The following is a 12,063-nucleotide window of genomic DNA, read 5'->3' on the forward strand; positions in this document are numbered from 1 at the left end:
GGGTCGGCTCCGGACAAGCCAGGTCAGGCCAGCAGCGCGAGTTGGTCGCCGCGGATGCGCCCGTGCAGGGGCTGGTCGGCGGCGAGGCGTTCGATCTCGGCGACGGCGAACTCGCCGAGCCGACGTATCTCGGTGCCCATCGCGCCGGCCACATGTGGCGTGACCGTGACGTTGGGCAGTGCCAGCAGCGGGTGGCCGGCGGGCAGGGGTTCGGGGTCGGTGACATCCAGGACGGCGTCGATCCGGCCGGTGGCGCAGTGCTGTAGCAGTGCCTCGGTGTCGATCAGCTGTCCGCGCGCGGTATTGATCAGGACGGCGCCGTCACGCAGCAGCGCGAGACGGCGGTCGTCGAGCAGGTGGTGGGTCTCGGGCAGGGCCGGTGCGTGCAGGCTGACCACGTCGCTGCGGCGCAGCAGGTCGTCCGGCTCGACCAGTTGCACCTGTCCGGCCGGAAGCAGCTCGGCCGCCGCGCGCGCGTCCAGGGTCGGGTCGCTGACCAGCAGTTGGAAGCCGTGCGGGGCGAGCAGCTCCAGAACCAGACGACCGGTCCGGGAGGCGCCGACGACCCCGACGACCCGTTCGTGGTTGCCGGTGTCGTCGGCGAGCTTGTTCTTGTAGTGGCCCCGCGAGTACGCGTCGGCCAGTCGGAAGGCGCGCTTGCCCGCGAGCAGGATCGCGCTGACGGTGTATTGCGCGACCGGGAAGGCGTTGGCGGAAACCGCCGAGGAAACGAGGATTCCTCGCTTCCAGACCTCGGGCGTGAGGTGGTGCTTGACCGACCCCGCGGCGTGCACGATCGCGCGCAGCCGGGGTGCGGCGTCGAGGACGTCGCGGTCGACGAGGGGACAGCCCCAGCCGGTGAGGAGCACGTCGATGTTCGCCAGGCGCTCGCCGGCGGCCGGATCGGTGAAGTCGGTGATGACGTCGGGCTGTACGGCCGTGCTCTCTTCCAGCCGGGCGACGAGCGCTTCGGTGAGGGCGAGTGCGGCGACCTCAGGCTGCATCGCGATCGCGACGGTCATGCGGCGGCTCACCGGTTCACTGCTCCTTGGGAAAGGCGGTTGCTCCTGTGCGTGCAACCGGTTTCATGTTTGGGCGTCGTCAAGGTAGAGGCCATCGAGACGCTGCGTCAAGAGACGGCAGTGAGGAGAAGATTTCGCCATGAAAATCGGCTAAGAGTTGAGAACGGTGATGGTCGGAGAGATTGCCTCTCATGATGAAACCGGTTTACCGTCCCCGCCAACTGACCTGCCCCAGCTACCGGGGGGAGCTGGACAGCCGTCCACCGCGGACGCCTGCGTCCGCCTGACCCACCCCGCACGGGGTGCGGAGGGGATCCCCGATGCTCACTCGCCGACAGTTGCTGCAAGTCGCCACCGCCACGGCCGGCATCACCCTGGGCCTGGCCGCGACCGGTGCGCCGCCGGCCTTCGCCGCCGACGAGTACGACACCCTGCGCCTGCGCTGGATCGACAAGACCCTGCTGGGTACCGGCTACGACTCCTCGGACGAGCCGTTCGCCACCCTCCTCGCCCTCATCGGCAGCACCGCGACCGGCTTCCTGACTGACATGAACCCGACCAGTGGGTCGCTCTGGGACGACCTGCCGGTCGGCAGCGTCAGTGGCAACGTCACCTCCAGCTATGTGCGTCTGAAGTGGATGGCCCAGGCGTGGGCCTTCGACGGCACCGGGCTGACCGGGGACGCCGATCTCCTCTCCGACGTCCTGACCGGCCTGGACTGGATGTACGCCAACGCCTACACCCCGACGACCACCACCTACGACAACTGGTGGGACTGGCAGATCGGCGCACCGCGCCTCTCGCTGGACATCGCCTGCCTGTTGTACGCCGAGCTCAGCAGCGGCCAACTCGCCGACTACTACGAGGCGATCGACGCCTTCGTGCCGGATTCGGCGGTCTCCTCCTACAGCGGGGTCAGCACCGGAGCGAACCGGGTCGACCTGTGCCGCGTGCTCATCCTGCGCGGCGTCCTCGCCAAGAGCTCGGCGAAGATCACCACAGGGGTCGCCGGACTCTCACCGGTGTTCCCGCTGGTCAACAGTGGCGACGGGTTCTACGCCGACGGCTCGTTCATCCAGCACACCACCGTGCCCTACACCGGGTCCTACGGCTCCGTTCTGATCAGCGGACTGGCCGGCCTGCTGTCGCTGCTGGCGGGATCGAGCTGGGAGGTGACCGACGACAACCGGCAGCTCCTCTTCGATGCCGTCACTGACGCCTTCGCCCCGTTCCTGTTCAACGGGCTGATGATGGACGGCGTGTCCGGGCGGGCGATCAGCCGCGGCGTCAAGGTCGTCGACAATCCGCTGGGGAATCAGCAGGACGACCACGTTCGCGGCCATCTCATCATCGGAAGCATCCTGATGCTGGCGGACGCCGCCTCGGCCACCGAGGCCGCCACGTGGAACGCGATGGCCAGAGGCTGGCTGGAGCGCGACTACTGGGCACCGCTGCTCGAGGACTCGTACCAGACGCTTCCCGTCCTGGCACTCGGCAAGTCCGTTCTCGAGGACACCTCGATCACCCCGACCGCCGAACCGGTCGCCGCCCGGGTCTTCGGCAGCATGGACCGCGCCACCCACCGCCGCGGCTCCTGGGCCCTCGCAGTCTCCATGTGCTCAGGTCGGACCGCGTTCTACGAGTGCATCAACGGCGAGAACCTGCACGGCTGGCACACCAGCTCCGGAATGACCTACTGGTGGGGCGGCACCTACGGCAACGGCCAGTACTCCGACGCATACTGGCCGACCGTCGACCCCTACCGCCTGCCCGGCACGACCGTGTCCCGCATCCCGCTGTCGGACGGCCAAGGCGGTTCCCGTCCGGCGCCGTCCTCGGGCGTCGTCTGGGTCGGCGGCGCCACCGACGGCACCTACAGCGCGCTCGGCCAGGACACCCGCGGCCTCGGCTCCACACTCGTCGCCAAGAAGTCCTGGTTCTGCCTCGACGATCAGGTCGTCTGCCTGGGCGCCGGGATAACGGCCACCGACGGATACACCGTCGAGACCACTGCCGACAACCGCAACCTCGGCGCCACCGCCTCCAACGCGCTGGTTGTCGACGGGGTCAGCCAGTCGACCACACAAGGCTGGTCCGCCACCTTCACCGGCGCCTCCTGGGCGTCGATCAACGGGGTCGGCGGCTACGTCTTCCTCGGCGGGGCCACCGTGAAGGCACTGCGCGAGGCCCGCACCGGCGCCTGGAGCGACATCAACACCGAGAGCTCGACCACCTCTCTGACCCGCCGTTACCTGACCCTGTGGTTCGACCACGGCACCGATCCCACCGCCGCCGCCTACAGCTACATCCTCCTGCCCGGCGCCACGTCCACGGTCACCGCCGCCCGCGCCGCCTCCCCGACGGTGAGCGTCCTGGCCAACACCAGCTCCAGCCAGGCGGTCACGGACACCGCCACCGGTGTGACCGCCGCCAACTTCTTCGCCGCCGGCACCGCGGGCCCGATCACCGTCTCGGCCCCCTGCTCCGTCCTCATCCGGGAGTCCGGCGGCACGCTGGCGGTCAGCGTCGCCGACCCCACCCGCGCCGCCGCCACCGTCACCGTCACCATCGACCGCAGCGGATACACCAAGGCCACCGCGGACGACGGCGTCAGCGTCGTCGGCCTGTCCCCCATCACGCTGATCGTGGAGGTCGGCGGCGCGCAGGGCGCCTCCCGCACCATCACGTTCGGCACCGGCACGACCGTCACCGCCGGCGGATACACCAAGCTCACCCCGACCGCGGACGCGTACGTCCGCGACGGCTCCTACGCCACCACCAACTACGGCAGCACCACCGACCTGGACCTCAAGACCGCCAGCGGCACCGGCTACAACCGCCGGTCCTTCCTCAAGTTCGACCTGTCCGGCCTGACGGCCACACCCAGGCGCGCGGTGCTGTGGGTCCAGGGGGCCACCTCCGATTCCGCCGGCACCCAGGCCACCGTCACCGGGTACGCGGTGAGCAGCGACAGCTGGACGGAGACCGGCCTGACCTGGAACACCCAGCCGGCCCTGGGCAGCGCGCTCTCGTCCGGCTCGATCGGCAGCGCCAAGGACTGGATCCCGATCGACGTCACCAGCCACATCCAGACCCAGTACGCCGGCGACCGGACCGCGACGGTCGCCCTCGCCGAGGCCTCGGCCGGGCTCCTCGTCCTCCTGGCCAGCCGGACCAACTCCACGAATCCGCCGTTCTTGCAGGTCATCACGGGATGATCCGGCTGATGGAAACGTAGGAAACCGGTTGCACATCGCGGGCTTGATCCATACGATGGCGGCCATGCCCACCCCGTCACAGCTGTTCGGCCCAGCCCCCACCACCCGGGAGGGCTGGGCCGACGCGCTGCTCGCCCTTGCCGCACCGGCCACGCGCACGGCTGCCGCCGGGCCCGAGCGCATGCCGGTCCACCCGAGCATGAGCGACCGTGGGGCGGTCTGGTTCGAACTCGTCGCCCGCCCGCTGTGGGGACTCGCCGGGCACGCCGCCGGCGGCCTGTCCGGCGCGGACCGGCAGTGGGACGAACTGCGCCGCGCATTGACCGCCGCCGTCGACCCCGAACATCCCTGGTACGTCGGCCGACCGGCCGACATGGACCAGCGCCTCGTCGAGTCCGCCGCCGTCGGCTACGCCCTCGCCGTCGCGAAGGACCAACTCTGGGATCCCCTCACCGAACGGCAGCGGGAACAGCTCGCCGACTGGCTGTCGGCGGCGGCGTCGGCAACACCCTTTGACAACAACTGGTGTTTCTTCCCTGTGCTCGCCGCCGTCGGACTGCGTTCGGTGGGCGTACCCGTGGACGAGGCGCGGGTGGCCGCGCACCTGGATCGCATCGAGGACTTCGCACTGCGCGACGGCTGGTATGCCGACGGGCCCGGCACGCCCGAGCGGCCCGGCTCCCGCGACTACTACGTCCCGTTCGGGTTCCATTTCTACGGGCTCCTGCTGGCGTCGTTGAAAGCGGTCGACGACGAGCGGCGCCGACGCTACGGGCAGCGGGCGACCGAGTTCGCGGCGCACTTCCAGCACTGGTTCGCCGCCGACGGAGCCGCCGTGCCCTTCGGCCGCAGCCTCGGCTACCGGTTCGCCCAGGGCTCCTTCTGGTCGGCACTGGCCGCGGCCGACCTGCCCGCCGTCGACTGGGCCACCGCGCGCACCCTGGCACAGCGCAACCTCGGCTGGTGGTGGCAGCAGCCGATCCTTGCCGAGGACGGCTCCCTCACTGTCGGCTACGCCTACCCGAACACCGGTGTCGTCGAGCAGTACATGGCCGGCGGGTCACCGTACTGGGGCATGAAGATCTTCGCGAGCCTCGCCGCGGCCGACGATCATCCGTTCTGGACGGCGACGCCCGCGTCGGACCTGCCTCCTCGCGTCAGCCCGCAACCGGCCGCGGCGATGATCGTCGCGCGGGACGCGGCGGGGGATGTCGTCACGCTCGCCGGGCAGAACGCGCCCGGCTGGAACCCCCGTGGCGGGAACGCCAAGTACGCGAAGTTCGCCTACTCCACCCTCGCCGGGGTCAGCGTGCCCACCGGTGAACCGTCCCTGGAGCAGGGCGGCTTCGACAGCGCGCTGGCCCTGTCCGACGACGGCGAATCCTGGCGTGCGCGTTCCGCCGGAGAGTCCCGGATCGAGGGCGAAACCCTCGTCGTGCGCTGGCAGCCGTGGCCGGACGTGGTCGTCGAAACGCGACTGTGGCACGACGGCGGCGGGCACGTCCGCGAGCACCGCATCACCACCGGGCGTCGGCTGTGCACGGCCGAAGGCGGGTTCTGCGTCCCGAAGACCGGCCTCGGGGCGACGCCCCACAACGTCACGGAGCGCCCCGGCCTGGCCCGGGCGACGGCCGACACGGCCGTCAGCGAGATCGTCTGCCTGACGGCCGACGAGCCGCCACGCGACGGCGTCGTCGTGCTGCAGATGCCGGGCTCCCATCTCCTGCACCCGCGCACGGTCCTTCCGGCTCTTCGAGGCGTCCTCGATCCCGGCGAGCACACCCTGCGCTGCCGTGTTTCCCTCACCCGCCGGTGATGACAGCGCCATCAGAAGGGTCAGCGGGTGGCGATAAAGATCGTTTTCCAGCACTGGAGCGTGCATGTCCACCAGACAGGTTCTCGTGTACACAGCGACCGCCGCATACCGGCACGAGTCCATTCCCGCCGCCGTCGCCGCCTTCGGCGAGCTGGGCGCCGAGCACGGTTTCAAGGTCCACGCCACCGAGGAGCCGCTGCGTTCCCTCGACGGGTACGACGCGGTCGTGTTCTTGTCGACCAGCGGTGAGGTCCTCGACGAACCGGGCCGGGTGGCACTGCTCGATCACCTCGCGGGAGGCGGGGGATTCCTGGGCGTTCACTCCGCCGCCTGCACCGAGTACGAGTGGCCCGCCTACGGCGAACTCCTCGGCGCCAGGTTCGCCGGACATCCCCCGGTGCAGCCGGCCGTACTCACCGTCGACCGCTCGCACCCGGCCACCGCACACCTTCCCCGGCAATGGCACTGGACCGACGAGTGGTACGACTTCAGGACACCACCCCGCGACGTCACTGTCCTGGCCACCGTCGACGAAGCGACCTACACCGGCGGCGGTATGGGCGTCTGCCATCCCCTCGTCTGGCACCGGCGCCACGGCCGCGGACGCAGCTTCTACACCGCGCTCGGCCATGCGACCGAGGCCTACGGCGACCCGGTCTTCCGGGCCCACCTGCTCGGCGCCCTGCGATGGGTCGCCTCCTGGCCGGAGGGAACGGAGCGTTTGTCGGGGCATTCTATGTGAAAGGCGTCGCCCGAGACGGCGCTCGGGCGACGTACAAGGGACAGCGCAGCACGCCTGACCCATCAGCGCGAAGGCATGCCTGAGTGCGTGCCACTCCCCGCAGGGGAAGGCGAACCGGCCACCCTGGCTGTCGAGTACGGCCGATCCGGAGCCAGGGGCGCGGGCCTTCTGCGCTGTCCCGTCGCTCCTGGTTCGGCGTTCTAGCGAGGCGCGTTCTGTACGGCGAGGATGCGCACCCCGAGGATGTCCTGATCCTCTGTCAGAACCCGCCAGCGGTGCGGGGTTCCGCCTGGGTAGAGCAGGCTGTCTCCGGCCGAGAGCCGGTGCAGCTCGCGGCCGCCGGGGCCCAGCAGGTCGACCTCGATCGCGCCGTGCACTACATAGAGGAACTCGTCGCCCGGGTGGTCGTAGTACTCCTCGAAGCCGGTGGGTCCTCCGGTGTACTCGACCGGGTGGACGGCGAATTGGGGTGCCCCGAGCATCCGGGCCGAGCCGCCGCTGTTGGCGACGGGGGTGCCGGTCCCTTCCCGTACGACATGGATGTCGGCGGGGGAGGTGGCCGAGTGCGCCAGCAGGGCCTGCTGGGTGGTGCCGAGCGCCTGGGCGATCCGGTGCAGCGAGGGCATGCTCGGGCGGGTCAGCCCGCGCTCCAGCTGGCTGAGGAAGGGGTGCGAAAGGCCCGCGCTGCCCGCGAGTTGGACAAGGGTGAGGCCGCGCTTCTTGCGCAGCTGACGGATCGCGTTACCGAGCTGCTGGTCCGGATCGGCGGGGGATTCGGTGGGGCGGTCTGCCATGGCGGAAATCCTAAGCGGTCACTTCAGGGTGGGATTTACTCCCGCGAAACACATGTCTCCTACGCTCAATGTTGATGTGACGAACATTTTAGGCGAGGAGCTCGAATGACCGCGACCACCGCTGACCGACCCGCCACGGCCGGATTCCTCGATGCCATGGCCGCCCTCGCCGGCGGCGTCTGCGTGGTCACCGCCACCGCAACCGATGGCACACCTGCCGGATTCACCAGCACCGCCGTGATGAGCCTCAGCCGCACGCCGCAGCTGATCGCGATCGGTGTCCAGCGCGGCAGCCGCACCCTGCCGCTGCTCCAGGGCGGCGGCAGGTTCGCCCTCAACATTCTTGCCGCGGACGGCGAATCCGTTTCGCGGCGGTTCGCCGATCCGGTCGCCGACCGGTTCGCCGGGCTGGAGTGGACGGCGGGGGAGGGAGACGTCCCGCTGCTGCTCGCGCAGAGCACGTACGCCGTGCTGTGCCGCGTACGGGAAGAGGTGGCGGCCGGGGACCACCTGTTGCTGATAGCCGACATCGAGGAGATCATCCCCGGGCAGGGCGGGGTCAGTGCTCTCGTCCACCACGCCCGCCGCTACCACGGCGTCGGCGCATGAGCGGGCGCGACTGGTTCTCCGTGCGGGAGACCGCACCCGGGACGTTCCTCATCGCCGAGCCCGGGCACGTCAACAGCTATCTCGTCGTGGGTGACGACCTCGCCCTGCTGTACGACACCGGGATGGGCATCGGGGACATCGGGCGCGAGGTGCGCGCACTGACCTCGCTGCCGCTGCTCGTCGTCAACTCCCACCACCACTACGACCACCGGGGCGGCAACGCCTCGCTTGTGGGCGAGGCCAAGGACTTCGCTGTCCACGAGGCGGGCGCGGACCTGCACGGCGAGCCCGCACCGCGCGAGTGGCTCGAGGCGTACGAGCACATCGCCCAGGACATGCGACAGCGCTACATCGAGCTGAGCGCACTCTCCGCCGAGGGCTTCTTCCTCACCGACTCGCGGATCGAGGTGCGGCCCGTCCCCGAGCTGGCCCAGTGGCGTATCGACGCGGTGCGCCCGACCCGGCTGCTCAGGGAGGGGGAGCAGCTCGACCTGGGCGGGCGGAGGCTGCACGTCCTGCACACCCCCGGGCACTCGCCCGACGGCATCTGCCTCTGGGAGCCGGAGAGCGGCCTGCTCCTCGCCGGCGACACCCTGATCAGCGGCACCTTCTTCGCCCATGTGCCGGGCGCCGATGTACCCGCCTTCGCCGAATCGACCCGGCGACTGGCCGAACTCCCGGTCAGAACAGCCCTGTTGGGGCACAACCTCCGCCACCGTGAGGACCACTGCTTCGTGGGACGGGTCGCCGAAGCCTTCGGCCGGGTGGCACGCGGACAAACCCGCCCGGTCCGCCGCCAGGACATGTTCGGCGCGCCCGCGATGTGGCACGCCTTCGACGGCTTCGCGGTACTCACCGCACCGGAGAACGAGGAGGCACGATGACGGCGACGGCACTGCTGCTGCGCGGCGCGCGGCTGCCCGAAGGTCAGGTCCGGGACGTACTGATCGAGGACGGGCGGGTGTCGGCCGTCGCGCCGACCGGTCAACTCCCCTCCCCGTGCGAGGAGATGGACCTCTCCGGCTTCCTGCTGCTGCCCGCCCCCGCCGAACCCCACGCCCACCTCGACAAGGCCCTCACCTGGGACCTGGCCGGTGCGCCGCCCTGCGACCTGCCGGGGGCGGTCGCTGCCTGGCACGGCTATGCCGAGCGGGTAACGGAGGAGGATGTGCTGGTCAGAGCCCGCCGCGCGCTGCACGAGCTGGTCGCCAACGGTGCCACCGCCGTCCGCACCCACGCCGACGTCCTGCCCGGCCCCGATCCGCTCCGGGGGCTGCGGGCGCTGCTGCGGCTGCGCGCGGAGCTGAGCGAGCGGGTCGCACTGCAGATCGCCGTACTGCACGTTGAGGCGCCCGACGAAGTCCTCGACGAGGCGCTGGAGTCGGGGGCCGACCTGCTCGGTGGCTGCCCGCACCTCTCCGACGACCCGCAGGCCGCTGTCGCCCGCGCCCTGGCCATCGCCGAGCGGCACGGCGTAGGCGTCGATCTGCATGCGGACGAGCATCTCCGTCCGGACCCGAAGGATCTGCTGCTGCTCGCCCAGGCGGTACGCGAGCGGGGCTTCGCCCACGGTGCGACCGCCAGCCACTGCGTGGGACTGGGCGGCCTGGACCCGGCCGAGGCCGCCCGGATCGCCAAGGAGGCGGCGGCATCCCGGATCGCGGTCGTCGCACTGCCGCTCACCAACCTCTACCTCCAGGGCCGCGACACCCCTGCCCGCACCCCGCGAGGTCTGACCGCCGTACGCGCCCTCCTGGACGCGGGCGTGCCCCTGGCCGGGGGCGGCGACAACATCCGCGACCCCTTCAACCCGGTGGGCAGGGCCGACCCCCTGGAGACCGCCGGACTCCTCGTCGCGGCAGGGCACTTGACGCTGCCCGAGGCCGTCCACGCGGTGACCACCGGCGCCCGCACGGTCCTCGGGCTACCCGCCGCAGGGCCGTACGAGGGTGCGATCGCCGACCTCCTCGCCGTACGGGCCGACTCCCTCTCCGGGGCCGTCGGAGCCTCGTACCCGGACCGGATCGTCTTCAAGGGCGGGCGAGCGGTGAGTCGCACCACGGTGATCCGCGAAGCGCTCTGACTGGTCCCGGGCGTAAACGCCTGGGACATCCCCCCGAAACAATGAATGTTGATGCTACGAACATCGGTGAATGCATCACAGTCCTGGAGGAAGGAGTTGACGTGGCGACAGCAGTGCAGGCGGCGCTGAGTTTCGCAGCCGTCGACAAGCGTTTCGACAGCGGGACCACCGCGCTCTCGGGTGTGGATCTCCGCGTCGGGGCGGGGGAGTTCGTGGCGGTCGTGGGCCCCTCCGGATGTGGCAAGTCCACACTGCTGCGGCTGGCCTCCGGGCTGGATGCCCCCAGCGCGGGGGAGATAGACACCCCGGGCGGGGACGTCGGTTACGTCTTCCAGGACGCCACCCTGCTGCCCTGGCGCAGCGTCCTCGCCAATGTGGCGCTGCCGGCTGAACTGGCCGGCCGCCCCAAGACCGAACGGCACGAGCACGCCATGGATGCCATCCGCCTCGTCGGCCTCGACGGCTTCGAGAAGCAGCTGCCGGGGCAGCTCTCGGGCGGGATGCGGATGCGGGTGTCGCTGGCTCGCGCGCTGATGATGCGCCCCGCGCTCTTCCTCTTCGACGAACCCTTCGGTGCGCTGGACGAGATGACCCGGCTTCGTATGCAGGAGGAGCTCCAGCGGATCTTCGCCGAGACGGGATTCGCGGGTCTCTTCATCACCCACTCGGTGACCGAGGCGGTCTTCCTGGCCAACCGGGTCGTGGTGATGTCGGCCCGACCTGGACGCATCACCGCCGAGTTCGAGGTCCCGTTCGCCCACCCCAGGCCCGCATCGCTCCGTTACGAACCGGAGTTCGCCGCGATCGCGGGCGCGGTCTCCGAGGCCCTGCGAGGAGACGCCCAGTGACCACGAACACCTCGGCCGCCGACGCGCCGACTGCCCACGCAACCACTGCCGCCCCGTCCCGCGAGGCGAAGACCCCCGCGCACCAGTCGGCTGCCGTCGACGCCACGGTCGCGACTTCCCCAGCCGTCGAGGCGCCCGCCCGCACCCGCCGGGGCCCCGTCGCCCTGCTCGCCCCCATCGGCTCGCTCGTCGTCGCCATCGGCCTCTGGTACGCGGTGAGTTACCTGCTCCTCGCCCCCGCCCGCCGCTTCCTCGTACCGCCCCCGCACCAGGTCCTCCAGGTCGCCGTCCTCGACCGGACCCACCTGCAGCCCATGCTCCAGGCCCTCGCCCTCACCGCGCAGGTCGCCCTCGCCGGACTCGCCATCGCTGCCGCCCTCGGGATCACCGGGGCCGTCGTGATGAGCCGTGCCCGCTGGCTGGAGCGCTCCCTCTATCCGTACGCCGTCATCCTGCAGACTGTTCCGATCCTCGCCATCGTCCCCCTCATCGGCCTCTGGTTCGGCTTCGGCTTCACCAGCCGGGTCGTCGTCTGCGTCCTCATCGCCCTCTTCCCGCTGATCGCCAACACCCTCTTCGGACTGCAGTCCGTAGACCGCGCCCACCACGACCTCTTCACTCTCCAGAAGGCGAGCGGCTGGGCCCGCCTGCGCAAGCTGGAACTGCCCGCGGCGCTCCCCGCCATCTTCACCGGGCTGCGCACCTCCTCCGGGCTCTCCGTCATCGGCGCGATCGTCGGCGACATGTTCTTCAAGCAGGGCGCGCCCGGTATCGGCACCCTCCTCGACGTCTACCGCTCACGCCTCCAGTCCGAGGACCTCTTCGCCGCGATCATCCTCGCCTCCCTCTTCGGGGTCGCCGTCTTCGCGCTCTTCACGTTCCTGTCCCGCCTCGCCGTCGGTTCCTGGCACGCGTCCGGCCGCAGCTGAGC

At 70.6% G+C, this 12,063-nt stretch carries 10 protein-coding genes; 8 read left to right on the forward strand and 2 right to left on the reverse strand.

Annotation, left to right across the window (positions count from 1 at the left end; all coding sequences use genetic code 11):
• Positions 1–23 precede the first annotated feature (23 nt).
• Positions 24–1,034, reverse strand: a complete 1,011-nt coding sequence (locus ACZ4WS_RS26865; protein ID WP_467984162.1) for a hydroxyacid dehydrogenase — start codon at positions 1,032–1,034, stop codon at positions 24–26.
• A 308-nt stretch (positions 1,035–1,342) separates the two neighbouring features.
• Between ACZ4WS_RS26865 and ACZ4WS_RS26870 the strand changes: the two genes are divergently transcribed.
• From ACZ4WS_RS26870 to ACZ4WS_RS26880, 3 genes are all read left to right on the forward strand, one after another.
• Positions 1,343–4,240, forward strand: coding sequence for a polysaccharide lyase family 8 super-sandwich domain-containing protein (locus tag ACZ4WS_RS26870; RefSeq protein ID WP_467984164.1), 2,898 nt, complete (start codon positions 1,343–1,345; stop codon positions 4,238–4,240).
• Between the two features lie 64 nt (positions 4,241–4,304).
• On the forward strand, positions 4,305–6,056 hold the full coding sequence (locus ACZ4WS_RS26875) for a DUF2264 domain-containing protein (protein WP_467984165.1): 1,752 nt from the start codon (positions 4,305–4,307) through the stop codon (positions 6,054–6,056).
• A gap of 64 nt (positions 6,057–6,120) precedes the next feature.
• Positions 6,121–6,798 carry a ThuA domain-containing protein gene (locus ACZ4WS_RS26880; RefSeq protein ID WP_467984167.1) on the forward strand — a complete coding sequence of 226 codons (678 nt, stop codon included), beginning with the start codon at positions 6,121–6,123 and terminating at the stop codon, positions 6,796–6,798.
• Between the two features lie 200 nt (positions 6,799–6,998).
• Here ACZ4WS_RS26880 and ACZ4WS_RS26885 read toward each other — a convergent pair whose 3' ends face one another.
• Positions 6,999–7,592 carry a helix-turn-helix domain-containing protein gene (locus ACZ4WS_RS26885; protein WP_467984170.1) on the reverse strand — a complete coding sequence of 198 codons (594 nt, stop codon included), beginning with the start codon at positions 7,590–7,592 and terminating at the stop codon, positions 6,999–7,001.
• 105 nt (positions 7,593–7,697) lie between these two features.
• On the opposite strand from ACZ4WS_RS26885, the gene ACZ4WS_RS26890 reads away from it, so the two are divergent.
• The 5 genes from ACZ4WS_RS26890 (at position 7,698) to ACZ4WS_RS26910 (ending at position 12,061) form a co-directional block, all read left to right on the forward strand.
• Entirely contained in the window at positions 7,698–8,201 is a 504-nt protein-coding gene (locus tag ACZ4WS_RS26890) for a flavin reductase family protein (RefSeq protein ID WP_467984172.1), read from the forward strand.
• Complete coding sequence (locus tag ACZ4WS_RS26895; protein ID WP_467984174.1) at positions 8,198–9,085, forward strand: MBL fold metallo-hydrolase; 888 nt, start codon at positions 8,198–8,200, stop codon at positions 9,083–9,085. The genes ACZ4WS_RS26890 and ACZ4WS_RS26895 overlap by 4 nt, the downstream gene beginning before the upstream one ends.
• Entirely contained in the window at positions 9,082–10,284 is a 1,203-nt protein-coding gene (locus ACZ4WS_RS26900) for an amidohydrolase family protein (protein ID WP_467984176.1), read from the forward strand. Before ACZ4WS_RS26895 ends, ACZ4WS_RS26900 begins: the two co-directional genes overlap by 4 nt.
• Before the next feature lie 101 nt (positions 10,285–10,385).
• A complete protein-coding gene (locus ACZ4WS_RS26905) occupies positions 10,386–11,132 on the forward strand; it encodes an ABC transporter ATP-binding protein (protein WP_467984178.1) in 747 nt (248 codons plus the stop codon).
• Positions 11,129–12,061 carry an ABC transporter permease gene (locus tag ACZ4WS_RS26910; RefSeq protein ID WP_467984180.1) on the forward strand — a complete coding sequence of 311 codons (933 nt, stop codon included), beginning with the start codon at positions 11,129–11,131 and terminating at the stop codon, positions 12,059–12,061. Before ACZ4WS_RS26905 ends, ACZ4WS_RS26910 begins: the two co-directional genes overlap by 4 nt.
• Positions 12,062–12,063: the final 2 nt, after the last annotated feature.

It is taken from the genome of Streptomyces sp. NPDC029292 (genome assembly GCF_055569295.1).

Excerpts from the sequence above, each read along its gene's own strand:
- ACZ4WS_RS26885 (WP_467984170.1), bottom strand. The coding sequence starts at position 7,592 with ATGGCAGACCGCCCCACCGAATCCCCCGCCGATCCGGACCAGCAGCTC.
- ACZ4WS_RS26900 (WP_467984176.1), top strand. The coding sequence starts at position 9,082 with ATGACGGCGACGGCACTGCTGCTGCGCGGCGCGCGGCTGCCCGAAGGT.
- ACZ4WS_RS26870 (WP_467984164.1), top strand. The coding sequence starts at position 1,343 with ATGCTCACTCGCCGACAGTTGCTGCAAGTCGCCACCGCCACGGCCGGC.
- ACZ4WS_RS26890 (WP_467984172.1), top strand. The coding sequence starts at position 7,698 with ATGACCGCGACCACCGCTGACCGACCCGCCACGGCCGGATTCCTCGAT.
- ACZ4WS_RS26875 (WP_467984165.1), top strand. The coding sequence starts at position 4,305 with ATGCCCACCCCGTCACAGCTGTTCGGCCCAGCCCCCACCACCCGGGAG.
- ACZ4WS_RS26880 (WP_467984167.1), top strand. The coding sequence starts at position 6,121 with ATGTCCACCAGACAGGTTCTCGTGTACACAGCGACCGCCGCATACCGG.
- ACZ4WS_RS26895 (WP_467984174.1), top strand. The coding sequence starts at position 8,198 with ATGAGCGGGCGCGACTGGTTCTCCGTGCGGGAGACCGCACCCGGGACG.